We start from the raw sequence: 18,753 nt of genomic DNA, 5'->3' as shown, positions 1-18,753 counted from the left end.
CGTTCGCGTGCGGTGCCGACTACGCCGGCTGCATGCTCCCGAGGACGGCGAGCACGTCGTCCGGGGTGCGGGCGGCCTCGAGGCGGGCGACCTGGGCGTCGTCGGTGAAGACCTCACCGATCCGGCCGAGCAGCTTCAGGTGGTCGTCGCCGGCGCCGGCGATGCCGATGACGAACTTGACCTGCTTGCCGTTCCAGTCCACGCCCTGCGGGAAACGGACGAAGGAGATCGCCGACCGCTTGATGGAGGGCTTGGCCTCGTTGGTGCCGTGCGGGATGGCCAGCAGGTTGCCCATGTAGGTCGACACCGAGGTCTCCCGCTCGTGCATGGCCCGCACGTAGGAGGCGTCCACGGCGCCGGCGGCGACGAGCAGCTCACCGGCCTGGCTGATCGCGGCGGCCTTGTCGCCGGCGGCGTCCAGCACGATCGACTCGCGGGACAGCAGGGAGCTGTCCACGCCGCCGCTGGTGGTGGCGGCCGCGGTCTGGGCGCTGCCACCGCCGTTGCGCTGGCGGAGCAGGTCGACGATCTCGTCGTACCGCGGGCTGGCCATGAAGTTCTCCACCGAGACGTGCGCGGCGGAGGGGGTCTTCTGCTGGGCGCGGGCGGTGAGGTCCTGGTGGGTGACGACGAGGTCGGCGTCGTCGGTCAGGTTGCTGATGGCCTTGTTGACGACGGTGACGTCGCCGAACCCGGCGCCGTGCACCTTCTTGCGCAGCACCGAGGCGCCCATGGCCGAGGAGCCCATGCCGGCGTCGCAGGCGAAGACGATCGAGTGGATCGGCCCGGTGGTCCCGGTGGACGAGCCGCCGAGCATGCCGGCGACCGAGGACTTCTTGCCCTTCGCGGCCTCCATCTGTGCGGTGGCGGCGGACAGGTCACCGTCGTCCGGGGTCTTGTCGATCTTGAGCAGGAACGCGGCGACGACGAACGAGACGCCGGCGGCGACGATCACCGAGGCGGTGACGCCTAGCAGGCTGCTCGGGGGCGAGGCGGCCCAGACGGCGATGATCGAGCCGGGCGAGGCGGGGGACCGCAGGCCCGAGCCGAAGGCGACGTTGGTGGCGACGCCGGCCATGCCGCCGAGGATCACGGCCGCGACCAGCTTCGGCTTGGCCAGCACGTAGGGGAAGTAGATCTCGTGGATGCCGCCGACGAACTGGATCAGGATCGCGCCGGGGGCCGAGGACTTGGCGGCGCCGCGGCCGAAGAGCGCGAAGGCCAGCAGCAGGCCCAGGCCCGGGCCGGGGTTGGCCTCGAGCAGGAAGAGGATCGACTGGCCGGCGCTGGCGGCCTCGTTGGTGCCCAGCGGGGTCAGGATGCCCTGGTTGATGGCGTTGTTGAGGAACAGGATCTTCGCGGGCTCGATGAAGATCGAGGTCAGCGGCAGGAGGTTGTTGCTGACCAGGGTGTCCACGACGTTGGACGCCAGGTTGGAGAAGGCCTGCACGAACGGGCCGGCGATCACGAAGCCCACGACGGCGAGGAAGCCGCCCCAGATGCCGGCGGAGAAGTTGTTGACCAGCATCTCGAAGCCGGGGCGGATCTTGTGCGCCCACAGGCCGTCGAGCTTCTTCATCGACCAGCCGCCGAGCGGCCCCATGACCATGGCGCCCAGGAACATCGGGACGCTGGCGCCGGTGATGGCGCCCATGGTCGCGATGGCGCCGACGACGCCGCCGCGGAGGTTGTCGTTGTACATCATCCGGCCACCCGTGTAGCCGATGAGCAGCGGCAACAGGTAGGTGATCATCGGGCCGACGATGCCGGTGCCCTCGGCGCCGGAGCCCCAGGCGCCGAGCTTCTCGACGAAGCCGTAGCCGCCCTGGTGGCCCAGGGCGTCGCCGATGAGGGTGATCCAGCCGGTCTCGATGAAGAGCGCGGTGATCAGGCCCCAGGCGATGAACGCCCCGATGTTGGGCAGCACCATGTTCGACAAGAAGGTGCCGAACCGCTGCACGTGCAGCCGGGCTCCTCCTCGGGGCGCTGCCTCTGTGGTGCTGGCCATGGTGAGCCTTCCTCCGTGGGGGCCGCGGGCGCCTCGATCGGCGGTGTCCCGGGCCCGGGTCTTGAGTGTGGTGCAGTCCTGTGACCACAGTCACGGATCTGCGTATGCGTTTGTATACGGGCGCACGGCCGCGGTCAAGGGCCTAGAGTCAAGCCGTTCCGGATCGAAGCAAACGTAGTCGGAAATAGGCTCTGTTGCGGTTCCGGAGAAGTGGCTCGGGAACGCGCCACTACAGTGATCGCCGACACATGCTCGACGAGCGATGCGTGGAGCGGCGACCGGCTCTCGACCCACCCCTGTGGAGGACACCCATGAAGGCCCTGCGGTTCTACGCCCCCGAAGACGTCCGCCTCGAGGACGTGCCGGAGCCCGAGTGCGGGCCCGGTGAGGTCAAGATCGCGGTGAAGAACTGCTCCACCTGCGGCACCGACGTCAAGATCTTCCACAACGGGCACCAGAACCTGACCCCGCCGCGGACGATCGGCCACGAGATCGCCGGCGAGGTCGTCGAGGTCGGCGCCGACGTCAACAGCACGCACGGCAGCAGCTGGGCCCCCGGTGACCGCGTCCAGGTCATCGCCGCGGTGCCCTGCGGGGAGTGCCACGAGTGCCGCAAGGGCTGGATGGCCGTCTGCCAGAACCAGACCTCGGTGGGCTACCAGTACGACGGTGGCTTCGCCGAGTTCATGATCGTCCCGCAGCAGGTCCTCAAGGTCGACGGCCTCAACCGGATCCCGGACAACGTCGGCTACGACGAGGCCTCCGCCGCCGAGCCCTTCGCCTGCGCCATCAACGCCCAGGAGCTGCTGGGCATCGAGGAGGGCGACACCCTCGTCGTCTTCGGCGCCGGCCCCATCGGCTGCATGCACATCCGCATCGCCCGCGGCGTGCACAAGGTCGGCAAGGTGTTCCTGGTCGACGTCAACGCCGAGCGGCTGCAGATGTCGGCCGACGCCGTCCAGCCCGACGAGACGATCAACGGCGCCGAGGTCAACGTCGTCGAGCGGGTCATGGAGCTGACCGGCGGCCGCGGTGCCGACGTCGTCATCACCGCGACCGCGGCCAACGTCACCCAGGAGCAGGCCATCGCGATGGCCGCCCGCAACGGCCGGATCTCCTTCTTCGGCGGTCTGCCCAAGACCAACCCGACGATCACCTGCGACTCCAACGTCGTGCACTACCGCCAGCTGCACATCCACGGCGCCAACGGCTCGGCCCCCGAGCACAACAAGCGCGCCCTGGAGTACATCTCCACCGGTCAGGTCCCGGTCAAGGACCTGATCACCGCGCGCCTCCCGCTGGAGCGCGCGATGGAGGCCTTCGACATCGTCAAGGCCGGCACCGCCATCAAGGTGACCGTCGAGCCCTGACGCAGGACGGACGAACGCCCCGGGTGCCCGCCGCCCCGGGGCGTTCGTCGTCTCCGGCGGGGGGCGAGCGTGGATCAGGGGCGTTCACCGGAGTCCGTCCTCCCTCGGGACGTGTCGTGAGGGTGGACGGACTCTGATCAGGGACCCTGATCAACGCTCGCCGCCCGCGGGGTCAGCCCGAGACGCGCTTGTACGGGTCCAGGGGTGCGGCACCGCCGGCGAGCACCAGCGCCGACCAGGCGTCCAGCTGCTCGGTGAGCGCGGGCAGGTCCTCCCCGACGGGGGCCAGCACCCGGTCCATCGCGGCGTCGGTCTGCGCCTCGATCCGGTCGCGCTCGGTCTGGCCGAGCGGGGTGAGTGCGCCGTCGGCGACCCAGCCGCGGGCGGTCAGGTCGGCGCCGGCGGCGGCCATCACCTCCGGGGACCAGCCGCGGGTGCCGGCGTAGGCGCCGGGCTCCCAGCCCACCCAGTGCTCGGTCACCAGGTTCATCTGGACGCCGCTGAGCCCCGCGGCCACGTTCGCCGCCTGGTGCACGTCGCCGCGGTGCTCGCGCAACAGCGAGGTCGCGTGCCACAGCGCACCGAGCGGGTCCGCCGGCCACTCCAGCGAGGCCAGGCCCGCGGTCAGCGGCCGGCCCGCGACGTCGGCGACGACGAGGTCGGTGGCTCGACGCAGCTGTGCCACCGCCGTCTCCACCTCCCGGGTGGGGACGTCGGCCAGCAGCTCCCGCAGCGACTCCACCGCACCCCGCTCCCGGGCGGCGAGGACGTCGTCCCGGCCGGCCTGGGCCCGCGCCTGGTCGTACAGCGACGTCACCAGGCCCGGCTCGAACACCCCGAACGCGGCGACGACGACCGGCGCCGTCGGCTCGCCCATCGGCGCGGTCCGCGCCCAGACGTAGCCGGTGAGGAACTCCAGGCCCAGCGCCTCCAGGGCGGCGTAGGCGGGGCGGCCCCAGAAGCCGACGGTGGCCAGCGGCTCGGCGGCGTCGCGCAGCCGCCGGGCCGGGGTGTCGGGCACCCGGGGGGCGGGGCGTCCGGGCGCGGGCTCCCCGAGGAAGGCGGTCTGGAGCTCGGCGTAGTCCATCGGGCCCTCCGGGTCTGGGGGTGTGGCGCAGGCCACCTGGGCGCAGCGTAGAGCCGGTCGCACTGGGATGCTGGGCCCATGACCGCCACCCTCGGCGCCGCTGCCGACACCCGTCCCGACGCCGCCCTGCGTGAGGTCGAGGAGCGCGTGCTGTGGCTGGCCAGCGCGATCGTCGACCACGCGAACCGGGTGCGGCCGAACCCGTCGGGGCTCAAGGTGGGCGGCCACCAGGCGTCGAGCGCCTCGATCACCACGATCATGACGGCGCTGTGGCTGGAGGCCCTGGGCCCGGAGGACCGGGTGTCGGTGAAGCCGCACGCCTCGCCGGTGCTGCACGCCCTGGAGTACCTGCTCGGCCAGCTGCCGGCGGAGAAGCTGACGACGCTGCGCGAGTTCGGTGGCCTGCAGTCCTACCCCTCGCGGCTCAAGGACCCGGTCCCCGCCGACTACTCGACCGGCTCGGTCGGCATCGGGGCCACCGCCCCGATCTGGGGCGCGATCGCCCGCCGGTACGTCAACACCCAGTTCGGCACCGGCGGTGCCGGTCGGCAGTGGTCCCTGGTCGGGGACGCCGAGCTGGACGAGGGTGCGGTGTGGGAGGCCGTGGTCGACCCGATGGTCGCCGAGCTGGGCGAGGTCGTCTGGGTGGTGGACCTGAACCGGCAGTCGCTGGACCGCGTCGTCCCCACGATGGGCGCCGCCCGGCTGCAGGGCATGTTCGCCGCGGCCGGCTGGCAGGTGCTGACGGTGAAGTACGGCGCGCTGCTGGAGGAGCTCTTCACCCGGGACGGCGGTCCGGCGCTGCGCGACCGGATCGACACCATGACCAACCCCGAGTACCAGCGGATGCTGCGCCGCACACCCGAGGAGCTGCGCCAGCACCTGCCCGGTGAGGGCCACGGTGCCGACGACGTCGCCCGGCTGATCGCCGACGTCCCCGACGCCGACCTGCTGGCCGCGGTCCGCAACCTGGGTGGCCACGACCTGACGGCGCTGCGGACGGCGTTCGCCCAGATCGACGACACCCGCCCCACCGTCGTGCTGGCCTACACGCTCAAGGGCTACGGCCTGGCCACCGAAGGGCACCCGCAGAACCACTCGGCGCTGCTCACCGAGGCCCAGCTGCACGAGCTCGCCGCCCGGGTGGGCGTGGACCCGGCCGACCCGTGGGCCCGGCTGGAGCCCACCTCCCCCGGCGGCCGGCTGCTCGCCGCCGCGGCTGACCGGCTGGGGCGCACCGACCACGAGGGTGCCCCGGCGCCGTCGGTGCCGGGCGACCTGGGCCGCACCCCGTCGGGGACGGCGACCACCCAGGCTGCGCTGGGCCGCACCCTGCTGGACCTCAACCGGGCCGCCCCCGAGGCCGGCGCCCGGGTGGTCACGGTCAGCCCGGACGTGTCCTCGTCCACCAACCTGGGCGGCTGGGTGAACAAGGTCGGCGTCTGGTCGGCCGAGGACCGGCACGACTGGTTCTCCGACGACCCCGAGACGATCCTGCACTGGCGGGAGCGCCCGTCCGGGCAGCACATCGAGCTGGGCATCGCCGAGGTCAACCTGGTGTCGCTGATGGGCGAGCTGGGTTCCACGTGGAACCGGTGGCAGCAGCCGCTGCTGCCGATCGGCGTCATGTACGACCCGTTCGTCTCCCGGGCCCTGGAGCCCTGGAGCTTCGGCGTCTACGCCGGCGGGCAGTCGATCCTGGTGGGGACGCCGTCCGGGGTGACGCTGGCCGGCGAGGGCGGCGCGCACCAGTCGATCACCACGCCGTCCATCGGCCTGGAGCAGCCCGGCGTGGTCACCTACGAGCCGGCGTTCGCGCTGGACACCGAGTGGTGCCTGCTGGCCTCGCTGGGCCGGCTGGGCCGCCCCGACGGCACCTCGGCCTACCTGCGGCTGTCCACCCGGCCGGTCGACCAGACCCTGGCCGCGGTGCCCGAGGACCCGGCTGCCCGGGAGCGCCGCCGTCGCCAGGTGGTGGCCGGGGCCTACGCGCTGCGCCGTGACGCCGCCCCCGCCGTCACCGTGGTGACGATGGGCGCGATGGTCACCGAGGGCCTGGCCGCCGCCGACAGGCTCGGCGGGCTGGGGTTCCCGGCCGACGTCGTCGTCGTCACCAGCCCGGGCCTGCTGTTCCGTGCGCTGCAGGCCCGCCGCGGTCAGGACGACGCCGCCACCGCCGTGCTGGACCAGGTGTTCCCCGCCGACCGCGCCGTCCCGATGGTCACCGTGCTCGACGGCCACCCGCACACCCTGGCGTTCCTGGCCGGCGTCCACCGGGTGCCCGCGGTGCACCTGGGCGTCACCCGGTTCGGGCAGTCCGGTGACCTGGCCAGCGTCTACCGGCACCACGGCATCGACACCGACGCCATCGTCGGCGCCGCCCTGGACCTGGTGGACTGAGGACGCCGCGACGGCGGCCTCAGACCAGGAAGCGGTAGGCCGTCGTCCCCGGGGCCAGGTGCTCGATCTTGAGCGGCCCGGCCTCGATCCGGCCCAGCAGCGGGGCCAGCCCGTCGACGCTGCCCAGCTCGATGCCGGTGAGCGCGGCGCCGGTCTCCCGGTTGTCCCGCTTCACGTACTCGAAGAGCACGATGTCGTCGTCCGGGCCGAGGACCTCGTCCAGGAAGCGGCGCAGCGCCCCGGGCTCCTGCGGGAACTCGACCAGGAAGTAGTGCTTGAGCCCGCGGTGCACCAGCGATCGCTCGACGACCTCGGCGTACCGGCTGACGTCGTTGTTGCCCCCGGACAGCAGGCACAGCACGGTCTGCCCCGGCTCCACGACGACCGCACCCGAGGTCAGCGCCGCGCTGGCCAGTGCCCCGGCGGGCTCGGCGATGACGCCGTCCACCTGGTACAGCTCGAGCATCTCGGTGCAGATGGCGCCCTCGGGCACGGTGACCAGCTCGACGCCGGCGTCACGGACCAGCGGGTAGGTGACGTCGCCGGCCCGGCGGACGGCGGCGCCGTCGACGAAGGTGTCGATGTCGGCCAGCGTCACCGGCTCGCCCGCAGCGAGGGCGGCGGCCATGTTGGCCGCGCCGACCGGCTCGACGCCGACGACGCGGGTGCCGGGCGCGTGCTCGGCCAGCCAGGTCGCGCAGCCGGCCAGCAGCCCGCCCCCGCCCACCGGCAGCACGACGACGTCGGGCACGAACGGCAGCTGGGACAGCGCCTCGACCGCGACGGTGGCCTGCCCGGCGACGGTGGACAGCGCGTCGAACGCGGGCACCAGCGTCGCCCCGGTGCCGGCGGCGTGCGCGGCGGCGGCCCGGGCGGCGTCGTCGTAGGTGTCGCCCTCGACGACCAGGGTGACGGCGTCCCCACCGAGGGCGGCGATGCGCTGCCGCTTCTGCCTGGGCGTCGTGCCGGGGACGAACACGTGCCCCCGGACGCCGAGGGTGCGGCAGGCGTGCGCGAAGCCCTGGCCGTGGTTGCCGGCGCTGGCGGTCACCGCGGTGGAGCCGGCCGGGAGCTGCGCGATGGTGTTGTAGGCGCCGCGCACCTTGTAGGAGCGGCCGACCTGCAGGTCCTCGCGCTTGAACCAGACGTCGGCGCCGGTGACGGCGGACAGCCGGTCGTTGCGCTGCACGGGCGTGGTCACCGCGACCCCGGCCAGCCGCCCGACGGCAGCCCCGACCTCGGCGGAGAAGGAGGAGGTCACCGGCCCATCCTCCTCGCCCGCTTCCTGTTGATCATCGTCAGGTGGTCGCGCACCGCGCTCGGGAGGGCGTGTCGGGGCGACCACCGCACGATGGTCGACGGGGTCAGGCGGCCCAGGCGGGGGCGGGGCCGGTGCCCAGGCGCCAGCGGGCGGCCTCCTCCGACGGGCTGTGCGAGCCCAGGGCCAGGTTCAGTCCGCGCAGCTGCGCCGTGGTGACGGCGAGCTGGCCGCGCTCGCGGAGCCCGCGCACGGCCCGACCGGGGACGCCGGCCAGCGGGGCGATGGTGGGGGAGACCAGCAGCGCCGCCCCGCCGGAGAACCCGGAGTAGACGACCCGCTCGGGGGCGGACAGCCCGGGCGGTGCGGACAGGAACGCCAGCAGGTCCGCGGGCACCGGCTCCAGGGTGGGCGCGTACTGCTCGAGGGCCTGGGCCAGCTCGTCCCGGGAGTGCGGCAGGTCGGTGGCGCCCAGGGCCTCAGCGGTGCGGGCCCAGTCGTGCACGTAGGTGTCGCCCCAGCGCGGGCCGAAGCGGCTCATGTCCCGGCCGACGGCGGTCTGGGCGGCCAGGAAGGCGTCGGTGAAGGCCAGGTGCACCCAGCGCAGCAGGTCCGGGTCGCCGGCGGAGTAGGCCCGGCCGTCGTCCAGGGTGCCCTTCACGCGGCGGTGCATGCCGCGGACCCGGGCGGACTCCCGCTCGGCGAGCTGTGCGGAGCCGAAGGTGCTGACCACCAGCCAGCGGGCGGTGCCGGCCAGCCGCTTCCACGGGTCCTCGCGGTAGGCCGAGTGCCGCTGGACGCCGGCCAGTGCGAGCGGGTGCGCGCCCTGCCCGAGCAGTGCCGCCACGCCGCCGACCAGCGTGGACAGGTCCCCGTGCACCCGCCAGACGACGCCGTCCGGGTCGAACCAGCCGTCGCCCTCACCGACCCGGGCGATGTCGCGCACCCAGTCCGGGGCGCCGGTCGGGTCGCCGGACACCCGGCCGCGGAACGCCGCCCGCGCGGCGTCGGCGAGGTCACTGGGCTTCCACACCCACCCATCGTGCGGGTTCGCACCCGCTCGGGCCCGCCCAGCCCGCGGTGATCACGGGGTCGTCGTCATCCGACACGCGGTGGACGGCGTGTCGACCGGCGACGACCCCATGATCACCGGCGGGAGGGGGCCTGGCGTGGGGTCAGATGTCGCGCCAGGGGCCGGTCTTGTCGTTCTTCTCCGGGCGGGACTCGAAGACGTTGCCGTCGGTGGCGGGCACAGAGTCCCGGCTCATCCCGAACACCTTGAGCAGCGGCCCGACCAGGGTGTCGAAGACCGGCGGCAGCAGCCGGTACCCGGCGATGATCAGCGGGTTGGCGATGCCGGACTGCTTGAGCCGGCGCGGGTTCTCGGCGACAGCGAGGATCGCCCGGCCCACGCGGGTGGGGGAGTAGACCGGGGGCGGCGGGTGTCCGGTGTTCCCCAGCACTGTCGCGGCCTGGTAGTAGATCGGGGTGTTGACGCCACCCGGCGAGACGGCGGAGACGTGGATGTCGCGGACGTCGCGGGTCTCCTGCTGCAGGGTGCGCACCAGGCCGAGCTGACCCCACTTGGCGGTGGCGTAGGCGCCCATCGTGGGGGCGGTGATCGAGGCCAGCAGCGAGCTGACGACGACGAGGTCGCCGCGGCCCTGCCGGCGGAACTGGGCGAGCACCGGGCGGGCGACGTTGGCGGTGCCGTGGATGGCGGTGTCCACGACCTGCTCGAACACCTCGGCGCGCAGGTCCTCGACGTCGCCGTAGGCCATCACGGTCGCCGAGTGGACGACGAGGTCCAGGCTGCCGAACCGCTCGACGGTGCGGCGGACGACGTCCCCGAGCCCGGCCCGGTCGTTGACGTCGCAGGGTTCGACGACGACGTCGGTCGCCCCGGCGGCCCGGCACTCGGCGGCGGCGTCCTCGAGGGTGCCGCGGTCGCGGGCCAGCAGCACGAGCCGGGCACCCTCCTCGGCGAGCAGCAGGGCGGTGGCCCGGCCGATGCCGCTGGAGGCGCCGGTGATCAGGGCGGTGCGTGAGGTCTCCACACCTCCGGAGCTACCCCGACCGATACCGTGCCCACACCCCGTTGCTCTGCTGAGAGGTCGACGCGTGTTCTCCAAGGTCCTGGTCGCCAACCGCGGGGAGATCGCCGTCCGGGCGTTCCGCGCCGCCTACGAGCTCGGGGCGGGCACGGTCGCCGTCTTCCCGCACGAGGACCGGAACTCGGTGCACCGGCTGAAGGCCGACGAGTCCTACGAGATCGGCGAGCCCGGGCACCCGGTGCGCGCCTACCTCGACGTCGCGGCCGTGGTGGCGGCGGCGCAGCGGGCGGGTGCGGACGCCGTCTACCCCGGCTACGGCTTCCTGTCCGAGAACCCGGACCTGGCCGCGGCCTGTGCGGACGCCGGCATCACCTTCGTCGGGCCCAGCGCGGCCGTGCTGGAGCTGACCGGCAACAAGGCCCGGGCGATCGCCGCGGCGAAGGCCGCCGGGCTGCCGGTGCTGGGCTCCACCGACCCCACCGACGACGTCGACACCCTGCTGGAGCAGGCCCGGGAGATGGCTTACCCGCTGTTCGTGAAAGCGGTCGCCGGCGGTGGCGGGCGCGGCATGCGCAAGGTGGACGACGAGGGTGCGCTGCGCGGGTCCATCGAGGCCGCGATGCGGGAGGCCGAGTCGGCGTTCGGCGACGCCACGGTGTTCATCGAGCAGGCGGTGGTGGACCCGCGGCACATCGAGGTGCAGATCCTGGCCGACACCCAGGGCAACGTCATGCACCTGTTCGAGCGGGACTGTTCCGTCCAGCGCCGGCACCAGAAGGTCATCGAGCTGGCGCCCGCGCCGAACCTGCCCCAGGAGCTGCGGGAGCGGATGTGCGCGGACGCCGTCGCCTTCGCCCGGGCCATCGACTACACCTGCGCCGGCACCGTGGAGTTCCTGCTCGACGCGAGCGGCCACTACGTCTTCATCGAGATGAACCCGCGGATCCAGGTGGAGCACACGGTCACCGAGGAGGTCACCGACGTCGACCTGGTGCAGTCCCAGCTGCGGATCGCCGCCGGTGAGTCCCTCGCCGACCTGGGGCTGAGCCAGGAGACGGTGCAGCTGCGCGGGGCGGCCCTGCAGTGCCGGATCACCACCGAGGACCCGGCCAACGGGTTCCGCCCGGACACCGGCCGGATCACCGCCTACCGCTCACCCGGCGGCGCCGGCGTCCGGCTGGACGGCGGGTCCTCCCTGGGCGCCGAGGTGGGGGCGCACTTCGACTCGATGCTGGTGAAGCTGACCTGCCGCGGCCGGGACTTCGACATCGCCGTGGCCCGGGCCCGCCGCGCCGTCGCCGAGTTCCGCATCCGCGGTGTCTCCACGAACATCCCGTTCCTGCAGGCCGTGCTGGACGACCCGGACTTCCGCGCCGGCCGGGTGACGACGTCGTTCATCGAGGAGCGCCCGGAGCTGCTCACGGCGCGGCAGTCCGCCGACCGCGGCACCCGGCTGTTGACCTACCTGGCCGACGTCACGGTGAACCAGCCGCACGGCGAGCGCCCGCACCTGGTGGACCCGATGTCCAAGCTGCCCGCGGTCGAGCTGGTCGGGGAGCCGCCGGCGGGGTCCCGGCAGCGGCTGGCCGAGCTGGGCCCGGAGGGGTTCGCGGCGGCGCTGCGCGCCCAGGAGGCCCTCGCCGTCACCGACACGACGTTCCGGGACGCCCACCAGTCGCTGCTGGCCACCCGGGTGCGCACCAAGGACCTGCTGGCCGTCGCCCCGCACGTGGCCCGGACGACGCCGCAGCTGCTGAGCCTGGAGGCCTGGGGCGGGGCGACGTACGACGTGGCGCTGCGCTTCCTGCACGAGGACCCGTGGGAGCGGCTGGCAGCGCTGCGCGAGGCGGTGCCCAACGTGGCGCTGCAGATGCTGCTGCGCGGGCGGAACACGGTGGGCTACACGCCCTACCCGACCCAGGTGACGACGACGTTCGTGGCCGAGGCCGCCCGCACCGGCATCGACGTGTTCCGGGTGTTCGACGCCCTCAACGACGTGTCCCAGATGCGTCCGGCGATCGAGGCGGTCCGGGAGACCGGGACGGCGCTGGCGGAGGTGGCGCTCTGCTACACCGGCGACCTGTCCGACCCGGCCGAGCAGCTGTACACGCTGGACTACTACCTGCGGCTGGCCGAGCAGATCGTCGAGGCCGGCGCGCACGTGCTGGCGATCAAGGACATGGCCGGTCTGCTGCGCCCGCCGGCCGCGGCCACCCTGGTGACGGCGCTGCGGGAGCGGTTCGACCTGCCGGTGCACCTGCACACCCACGACACCGCGGGCGGCCAGCTGGCCACCCTGATGGCGGCCTGGCAGGCGGGTGTGGACGCCGTCGACGGCGCCGTGGCGTCGATGGCGGGCACCACCAGCCAGCCGCCGCTGTCGGCGATCGTGGCCGCCACGGACCACACCCCGCGGGCGACCGGGCTGGACCTGACCGCGGTCAACGACCTGGAGCCGTACTGGGAGGCCGTCCGGCGGGTGTACGCGCCCTTCGAGTCCGGGCTGCCCAGTCCGACCGGGCGGGTCTACACCCACGAGATCCCCGGTGGCCAGCTGTCCAACCTGCGCCAGCAGGCGATCGCGCTGGGCCTGGGGCAGCGGTTCGAGGAGGTCGAGGACGCCTACGCCGCGGCCGACCGGCTGCTCGGGCACCTGGTGAAGGTGACGCCGTCGTCCAAGGTGGTGGGCGACCTGGCGCTGCAGCTGGTCGGCGCCGGGGTCGACGTCACCGCGTTCGCCGAGGACCCGGGGAAGTTCGACGTCCCGGACTCGGTGGTCGGCTTCCTGCGCGGCGAGCTGGGCGACCCGCCCGGCGGCTGGCCCGAGCCGTTCCGCACCCGCGCGCTGGAGGGCCGCCGCGCTGCCGAGCCCGCGGCAGAGCTGTCCGAGGAGGACCTGGCCGGCCTGGCGGAGACGCCGCGGCCGACGCTGAACCGGCTGCTCTTCCCCGGGCCGACCAAGGAGTTCGACGCCCACCGGGAGACCTACGGCGACACCTCGGTGCTGCCGTCCAAGGAGTTCCTCTACGGCCTGCGCCGCGGCACCGAGCACGCGGTCGACCTGGAGCCCGGCGTGCGGCTGCTGATCGGGGTCGAGGCGGTCAGCGACGCCGACGAGCGGGGCATGCGGACCGTCATGTGCACCCTCAACGGCCAGCTGCGCCCGGTGAGCGTGCGGGACCGGTCGGTGGACTCGGCGGTCAAGGCCGCGGAGAAGGCCGACCGTGCCGACGCCGGCCAGGTGCCCGCGCCGTTCGCCGGCGTCGTGACCCTGCAGGTGGCCGAGGGCGACCAGGTCGCTGCCGGGGACACGATCGCCACGATCGAGGCGATGAAGATGGAGGCCGGCATCACCGCGCCGCAGGCCGGGACGGTGTCCCGGGTGGCGATCAGCGCGGTGCAGCAGGTCGAGGGCGGTGACCTGTTGGTGGTGCTGCGGTAGCCCGACCGGGTGGGACGGCGTGGCGATCCGTTCTTTTCCGTTCCGGAGGCCTCACGCTGTGTCGTGTCACACTGAGTGGCACGACACGAGAGACGGTGTCCCCATGACGTCAGCCGCAGTCCCCCTGGACCACCTGACGCACGTGTTCGGCCGGCTCCAGCGCGTGCTGGGTACCGGCGCCCCCGCCGAGGACGCCGCCGTGGCGGTGGTCCACCGGTTCCGGACGACGGCCGAGCCGGCCTGGCTGCGCGGCCGCCCGGACGCGCTGCGGTTGGACGTGCTGACGGTGTCGGCGATCCTGGCCTCGCGTCGCTGACGGAGTGAGAGTGGCGCGGGAACCGCGCCCTCCCACTCCACAGGCGCTCAGGTCGCGAAGCGGGCCTCGTCGGCGCGGAGCTCGGGCAGGCCGATGGTCTGCAGGAACCCGTCGAAGTCGCCCATCGGCGCCCCGGCGGTGGACGACGTCTGCTTCAGCGTCGACAGCGCCGCCTGCATGGCGTGCGTGGCGGCCAGCAGCGTGCTGATCGGGAAGAGCACCAGGGAGAATCCCAGTTCGGCGACCCGGTCCATGGTGAGGCCCTCGGTCTGCCCGCCCTCGACCCAGTTGAAGAGCAGGTGGTGGCCGGCCAGCTCGGTCGCCACCAGCTCGACGTCCTCGGCGGTGCGCGGGGCCTCGACGAAGAGCACGTCGGCGCCGGCGTCGGCGAAGCGCAGCGCCCGGTCGATCGCGGCGCGGGTGCCCTCGACCTGGGCGACGTCGGTGCGGGCGATGACCACCAGGTCGGGGTCGGTGCGCGCGGCGACGGCGGCCCGCACCTTGGCTACGGCCTCCTCGACGTCGATGACGGCCTTGCCGGCCATGTGCCCGCAGCGCTTGGGCGAGACCTGGTCCTCCAGCTGCAGCCCGGCGATGCCGGCCTGCTCGTACTCCCGCACCGTGCGGACGACGTTGAGCGCGTTGCCGTAGCCGGTGTCGGCGTCGGCGATGAGCGGGACGTCGACCGCCTGGGCCATCCGGCGGGCGTTGTCGGTCATCTCGGCCCCGCCGAGCAGTCCGACGTCCGGGCGCCCGAGCAGGGACGCCGACGTCCCAAAGCCGGTCATGTAGACGACGTCGAAACCGGCCTGCTGCACCAGCCGGGCGCTCAACGCGTCGTAGGCGCCCGGCGCGATGAGCGGCGTGGGGGCTGCCAGCAGCTCACGCAGCCGGGCACGCGGGTTCGGGCGGGGGGCGACGAACGAGCTCACGGGGGTCCTCTCGAGTGTCGGTGGAGTGGGAGGGGCGCGAGAACCGCGCCCCTCCCACTCCACCAGCGGAGCGTCAGCCGAGCAGGGGCCGGACCTCCTCACCGAAGGTCTTCACGCCCTTCTCGAAGTCGTCGAAGGTGAACATCATCCCCTTGACCCCGGGCATCTTGGCGACCTCGTCGATCTGCCGGGCGACGGTCTCCGGGCTGCCGACCAGGGTGGCCATGTTGAAGTTGACCGCCCCCTCGGGCAGGTTGATCGTCCGCGCGGTGCCGCCGGAGTCGGCGGAGGTGTCCTTGGACCCCTCGTCGCTCATGTAGCCGAGGGCGCCCAGGTCAGCACCGTCGTGGTAGCTCTTCCACTTGGCCTGCGCCTCCTCGTCGGTGTCGGCCATGATCGCCATGAAGAGCGGCAGCGAGCCGACGTCCCGACCACTGGCGGCGGCTGCGGCGGCCAGCTTCTCGGTGGGCTCCCGGTAGGTCTCGGGGGTGTTCACGCCCGGGGAGAGGATGAAGTTGTAGTCGCCGTGCTCGGCGCAGAACCGCATCCCGCGCTCGGACTGTCCGGCGCACACGATGTCGATGGGCGCACTGGGCTGTGGGGACAGCTTGCAGTCCGTCATCTGGAAGTACTTCCCGTCCAGGTCGCAGGTGCCGGTCTCCCACAGCGCCCGCAGCACCTGCACGTACTCGGTGGAGTAGTCGTAGCGCTCGCCGAAGTACTGGTCGCCGGGCCACAGGCCCATCTGCGAGTACTCGCCCGACGCCCAGCCGGACACGATGTTGACGCCGAACCGGCCCGGGGCGATCGAGTCGATGGTGGTGGCCATCCGGGCGACCAGTGCCGGCGGCAGGGTGAGGACGGCGGTCGACGCGTACAGCTTGATCTTCTCGGTGACGGCGGCGAGGCCCGCCATCAGGGTGAAGGACTCCAGGTTGTGGTCCCAGAACTCGGTCTTCCCACCGAACCCGCGCAGCTTGATCATCGACAGCGCGAAGGCGAAGTCCTGCGCCTCGGCCTCCTGCACGATCCGCTTGTTCAGCTCGAAGCTCGGCATGTACTGCGGTGCGTTCTCGCTGATCAACCAGCCGTTGTTGCCGATCGGGATGAAGACGCCGAAGTCCATGCCTGCTCCTGTGGCTAGAAGGGGGTTTCCGGCGTCGTTGCCGGGGGTCTGTGGGGGTCAGCCGGCGGCGCAGGCCTCGGCGAACGTGCGGGCGGAGGTGTCGGCGGCCTCGCGGCCCAGGGACAGGACGGCGGCCAGCACCCGCTCGGTGGTGGCCTCGTCGGCCACCGGGGCCATCGAGCCGCGGAACTTGGTGACGACGTCGTCGTCGGTGAGCGGTCGGTCGGCGTGGCCGCGGTTGACCTGCTCGCGGTGGGTCAGCACCCGGCCGTCGGTGGTGGTGATCTGCACCCAGCCGGAGTACGCGGCCGGGAAGGCGCTCTCCGGGTCCGGGACGACCTCGACCTTGCGGGCCAGGGCGAGCACCTCGGGGTCGCGCAGCGCGTCGTCCTCGAGCTCGGCGAGGGTGAACCGGCCGCGGACGAGCGCGGTGGAGACGACGTAGGGCAGCGAGAACTTGGCGTCGTACTCGTCGCGCGGCTCCCACTTCGCCGCGGCGGGCTCGCAGACGACCTTGCCGGGCACCGGGTGGATGGCGCAGCGGATCGCGGCGACGTCCTCCGTGCGCAGGTCGTGCTGCTCGCGCAGCAGCAGGACGGCGTCGGCGAAGGCGTGCGCGAAGTGGCAGATCGGGTACGGCTTGACCGCGGTCTCGGCGGTCTCCCACCGCTCGCCCAGGCCGGCCGCGACCAGCTCGGGGTGGGTCTCCCGGCCGGCGAGGTGGGTGGCGAACAGGCCGAACCGGCCCTCGTAGACCGCCTCCGGGCCGCTCCACCCGGCGCCGGCGAACGCGGCGGCGGTGATGCCGGACTGGGCGGCCCAGCCGGGGTGCAGCCGCTTGGTCCAGGAGCCGTCCTCGAGGAACTCCAGCAGCCCGGCGGCCATGGAGCCGACGACGCCCTGCGCGGCGACCAGCTGGTCCTCTGCGAGACCGGTGACCGAGCCCGCCGCGACAGCCGAGCCGAACGCGCCGGCCAGGGCGGTGGGGTGGAAGCCGAGGTCGTGGAACGCACCGGCGCCGGCCAGGCCGACCCGGGCGGCGACCTCGACGCCCAGCACGTAGCCCAGCAGCAGGTCGCGGGTGGTGGCGTCGGCCGCCACGGCGGCGGAGATCGCGGCCGGCAGCGCGGAGGCGGACACGTGGGTGACGGCGCCGATGTGGGTGTCGTCGAAGTCCAGGCCGTGCACCAGCACGCCGTTGAGGACGGCGGCGTCGCGGGCGGGCAGCCGGGTCTTGGACCCCAGCACGGGGACGTCGCCGTGGCCGAAGGAGCCCAACGCCTGCGCGGCGGTGTCGGCGAACGGGTGGGCGGACGCGGCGAAGGCGAGGCCGACGGCGTCCAGGACGAGGTGGCGGGCGCGGTCGAGCACGGGGGCGGGGACGTCGTCCCAGGTGGTGCGGGCGACGACGGTGGCGACCTGGCGGGCGAGGCTCATGGGTGACTCCCTCCTGTGACGGCGACCATAGGTCAGACGTTTAGCCGACGGTAGTGCCCAGCGCGCGGAACCAGGCGACGCCGTCGGGCACGACGTCGGCGTAGCGGGCGTCCAGGTCGACCAGCGCGGCGTCGTGGATGGCGGTCGACCGGTCGGCGACGGCGTCGGCGAGGACGACGGGGGCGTAGTCCAGCGAGGCGGCGTCGACGACGGTGGCCCGCACGCAGCCGGCGGTGGTGAACCCGGCGACGGCGAGGGTGTGGACGTCGAGCTCGTGCAGCAGGTCGTCGAGCACGGTGTGCACGAACCCCGAGGCCCGCTTCTTCGTCACCACCGGGTCGCCGTCGACGTACCCGACGCGGTCGTCGAACTCGGCCAGCTCGGCGCCGGGGCGCAGCTGCTTGAGCGCAGGGGCCTTCGCCGTCCAGACCGGGCCGAGCTCGTCGTCGTCCTCGAAGAGCACCCGGAGCCAGACGACCGGGACGCCGGCCAGGCGGGCGGCCGCGGCGGCCCGGCCGCAGCCCTCGGCGGCCGCGGAGACGGCAGGGTCCAACGTGAAGAGCTTCTGGCAGTCGACCAGGACCAGCCCGGGTCGCTCGGTGGAGGCTAGCCGGCCCATGCCGACCCGGACTGGCTCGGCGGTCATCCCGCGAGCCCGTCGGCGACGATGCCGGCGAACTTGGCGAGGCGCACGCCCTGCAGTCGGCAGGCCTCCAGGGCCACGTCGTCGGGGGCGGCGCCGGAGCGGGAGACGAAGGAGCCGCCGTAGGGGTTGCCGGACTCCTTCATCAGGTGCCGCTCGCCGTAGCCGAGGGGGAGGACCAGCGAGCCCCAGTGGTAGAGCACGTTGTTCATCGCCAGGATCGTGGACTCCAGACCGCCGTGGCCGGTGGAGGCGCTGGTGAACGCCGTCCCGACCTTGTCGGCGAGCTTGCCCTGGAACCACAGGCCGCCGGTGGTGTCGAGGAACTCCTTGAGCTGGCCGGCGGGCAGGCCGAAGCGGGTGGGGCTGCCCAGGGCGATGCCGGTGGCCCACTCGAGGTCGTCGAGGGTGGCGGTCTCGTAACGGGCCTCGTCGACGAAGGCCTGCCACTTCGGGTTGGCGGCGATGGCTCCCGCGGGCGCGAGCTCGGGGACGATCCGCACGCGGACCTCGGCGCCGTGGGACTCCGCGCCCTGCCCGATGGCCTTGGCCATGGCGGCCAGGTTGCCGGTGGAGGAGTAGAAGACGACGGCGATGCGGGGGGCGGCTGGCACGGGCCCATCAAACGGTCTGACGATTGGTGTCGTCAACGCTTGCGGTGTCAACACCGTGTGAACCGG

At 73.2% G+C, this 18,753-nt stretch carries 14 protein-coding genes; 4 read left to right on the top strand and 10 right to left on the bottom strand.

Annotation, left to right across the window (positions count from 1 at the left end):
* Positions 1–19: 19 nt before the first annotated feature.
* Positions 20–2,008, bottom strand: coding sequence for a PTS mannitol transporter subunit IICBA (locus tag AC0IVP_RS10585; protein ID WP_471756479.1), 1,989 nt, complete (start codon positions 2,006–2,008; stop codon positions 20–22).
* A 311-nt stretch (positions 2,009–2,319) separates the two neighbouring features.
* Between AC0IVP_RS10585 and AC0IVP_RS10580 the strand changes: the two genes are divergently transcribed.
* A complete protein-coding gene (locus AC0IVP_RS10580; protein ID WP_471756477.1) occupies positions 2,320–3,378 on the top strand; it encodes a zinc-dependent dehydrogenase in 1,059 nt (352 codons plus the stop codon).
* Between the two features lie 172 nt (positions 3,379–3,550).
* On the opposite strand, the gene AC0IVP_RS10575 is transcribed toward AC0IVP_RS10580, so the two are convergent.
* Positions 3,551–4,465 (bottom strand): SCO6745 family protein, encoded by a 915-nt coding sequence (locus AC0IVP_RS10575; protein ID WP_471756475.1) that lies wholly within the window; start codon positions 4,463–4,465, stop codon positions 3,551–3,553.
* Positions 4,466–4,543: 78 nt separating this feature from the next.
* On the opposite strand from AC0IVP_RS10575, the gene AC0IVP_RS10570 reads away from it, so the two are divergent.
* Positions 4,544–6,865, top strand: coding sequence for a transketolase-like TK C-terminal-containing protein (locus AC0IVP_RS10570; protein WP_471756473.1), 2,322 nt, complete (start codon positions 4,544–4,546; stop codon positions 6,863–6,865).
* Between the two features lie 19 nt (positions 6,866–6,884).
* Here the strand turns inward: AC0IVP_RS10570 and ilvA are convergent, their stop codons facing one another.
* From ilvA to AC0IVP_RS10555, 3 genes are all read right to left on the bottom strand, one after another.
* A complete protein-coding gene (ilvA, locus tag AC0IVP_RS10565; protein WP_056295223.1) occupies positions 6,885–8,126 on the bottom strand; it encodes a threonine ammonia-lyase IlvA in 1,242 nt (413 codons plus the stop codon).
* Between the two features lie 103 nt (positions 8,127–8,229).
* Complete coding sequence (locus tag AC0IVP_RS10560; protein ID WP_471756471.1) at positions 8,230–9,156, bottom strand: oxygenase MpaB family protein; 927 nt, start codon at positions 9,154–9,156, stop codon at positions 8,230–8,232.
* Between the two features lie 142 nt (positions 9,157–9,298).
* On the bottom strand, positions 9,299–10,180 hold the full coding sequence (locus AC0IVP_RS10555) for an SDR family NAD(P)-dependent oxidoreductase (RefSeq protein ID WP_200938857.1): 882 nt from the start codon (positions 10,178–10,180) through the stop codon (positions 9,299–9,301).
* 64 nt (positions 10,181–10,244) lie between these two features.
* Here AC0IVP_RS10555 and AC0IVP_RS10550 point away from each other — a divergent pair, with 64 nt between their 5' ends.
* Both AC0IVP_RS10550 and AC0IVP_RS10545 read left to right on the top strand, forming a co-directional pair.
* Entirely contained in the window at positions 10,245–13,619 is a 3,375-nt protein-coding gene (locus tag AC0IVP_RS10550; protein WP_471756469.1) for a pyruvate carboxylase, read from the top strand.
* A gap of 103 nt (positions 13,620–13,722) precedes the next feature.
* Positions 13,723–13,935 (top strand): hypothetical protein, encoded by a 213-nt coding sequence (locus AC0IVP_RS10545; protein WP_056295214.1) that lies wholly within the window; start codon positions 13,723–13,725, stop codon positions 13,933–13,935.
* Between the two features lie 47 nt (positions 13,936–13,982).
* On the opposite strand, the gene AC0IVP_RS10540 is transcribed toward AC0IVP_RS10545, so the two are convergent.
* The 5 genes from AC0IVP_RS10540 to wrbA form a co-directional block, all read right to left on the bottom strand.
* Entirely contained in the window at positions 13,983–14,867 is an 885-nt protein-coding gene (locus tag AC0IVP_RS10540; RefSeq protein ID WP_056295210.1) for an isocitrate lyase/PEP mutase family protein, read from the bottom strand.
* Positions 14,868–14,940: 73 nt separating this feature from the next.
* Positions 14,941–15,993, bottom strand: coding sequence for a pyrimidine utilization protein A (rutA, locus tag AC0IVP_RS10535; RefSeq protein WP_471756467.1), 1,053 nt, complete (start codon positions 15,991–15,993; stop codon positions 14,941–14,943).
* 57 nt (positions 15,994–16,050) lie between these two features.
* On the bottom strand, positions 16,051–17,430 hold the full coding sequence (locus tag AC0IVP_RS10530; protein WP_471756465.1) for an MmgE/PrpD family protein: 1,380 nt from the start codon (positions 17,428–17,430) through the stop codon (positions 16,051–16,053).
* A gap of 40 nt (positions 17,431–17,470) precedes the next feature.
* Entirely contained in the window at positions 17,471–18,076 is a 606-nt protein-coding gene (locus AC0IVP_RS10525) for an isochorismatase family protein (protein WP_471756463.1), read from the bottom strand.
* Entirely contained in the window at positions 18,073–18,687 is a 615-nt protein-coding gene (gene wrbA, locus AC0IVP_RS10520; protein ID WP_471756461.1) for an NAD(P)H:quinone oxidoreductase, read from the bottom strand. Before wrbA ends, AC0IVP_RS10525 begins: the two co-directional genes overlap by 4 nt.
* Positions 18,688–18,753: the final 66 nt, after the last annotated feature.

The sequence above is a fragment of the Klenkia sp. AC732 genome (genome assembly GCF_979256525.1).
Note: the sequence above shows the minus strand (reverse complement) of the source record. Positions and strands in the feature narration are given on the sequence as shown.

Bases quoted from the DNA above. Each gene is read 5' to 3' on its own strand.
- AC0IVP_RS10570 (WP_471756473.1), top strand. From the start codon at position 4,544: ATGACCGCCACCCTCGGCGCCGCTGCCGACACCCGTCCCGACGCCGCC.
- AC0IVP_RS10545 (WP_056295214.1), top strand. From the start codon at position 13,723: ATGACGTCAGCCGCAGTCCCCCTGGACCACCTGACGCACGTGTTCGGC.
- AC0IVP_RS10575 (WP_471756475.1), bottom strand. From the start codon at position 4,465: ATGGACTACGCCGAGCTCCAGACCGCCTTCCTCGGGGAGCCCGCGCCC.
- AC0IVP_RS10580 (WP_471756477.1), top strand. From the start codon at position 2,320: ATGAAGGCCCTGCGGTTCTACGCCCCCGAAGACGTCCGCCTCGAGGAC.
- AC0IVP_RS10530 (WP_471756465.1), bottom strand. From the start codon at position 17,430: ATGAGCCTCGCCCGCCAGGTCGCCACCGTCGTCGCCCGCACCACCTGG.
- AC0IVP_RS10525 (WP_471756463.1), bottom strand. From the start codon at position 18,076: ATGACCGCCGAGCCAGTCCGGGTCGGCATGGGCCGGCTAGCCTCCACC.
- AC0IVP_RS10585 (WP_471756479.1), bottom strand. From the start codon at position 2,008: ATGGCCAGCACCACAGAGGCAGCGCCCCGAGGAGGAGCCCGGCTGCAC.
- rutA (WP_471756467.1), bottom strand. From the start codon at position 15,993: ATGGACTTCGGCGTCTTCATCCCGATCGGCAACAACGGCTGGTTGATC.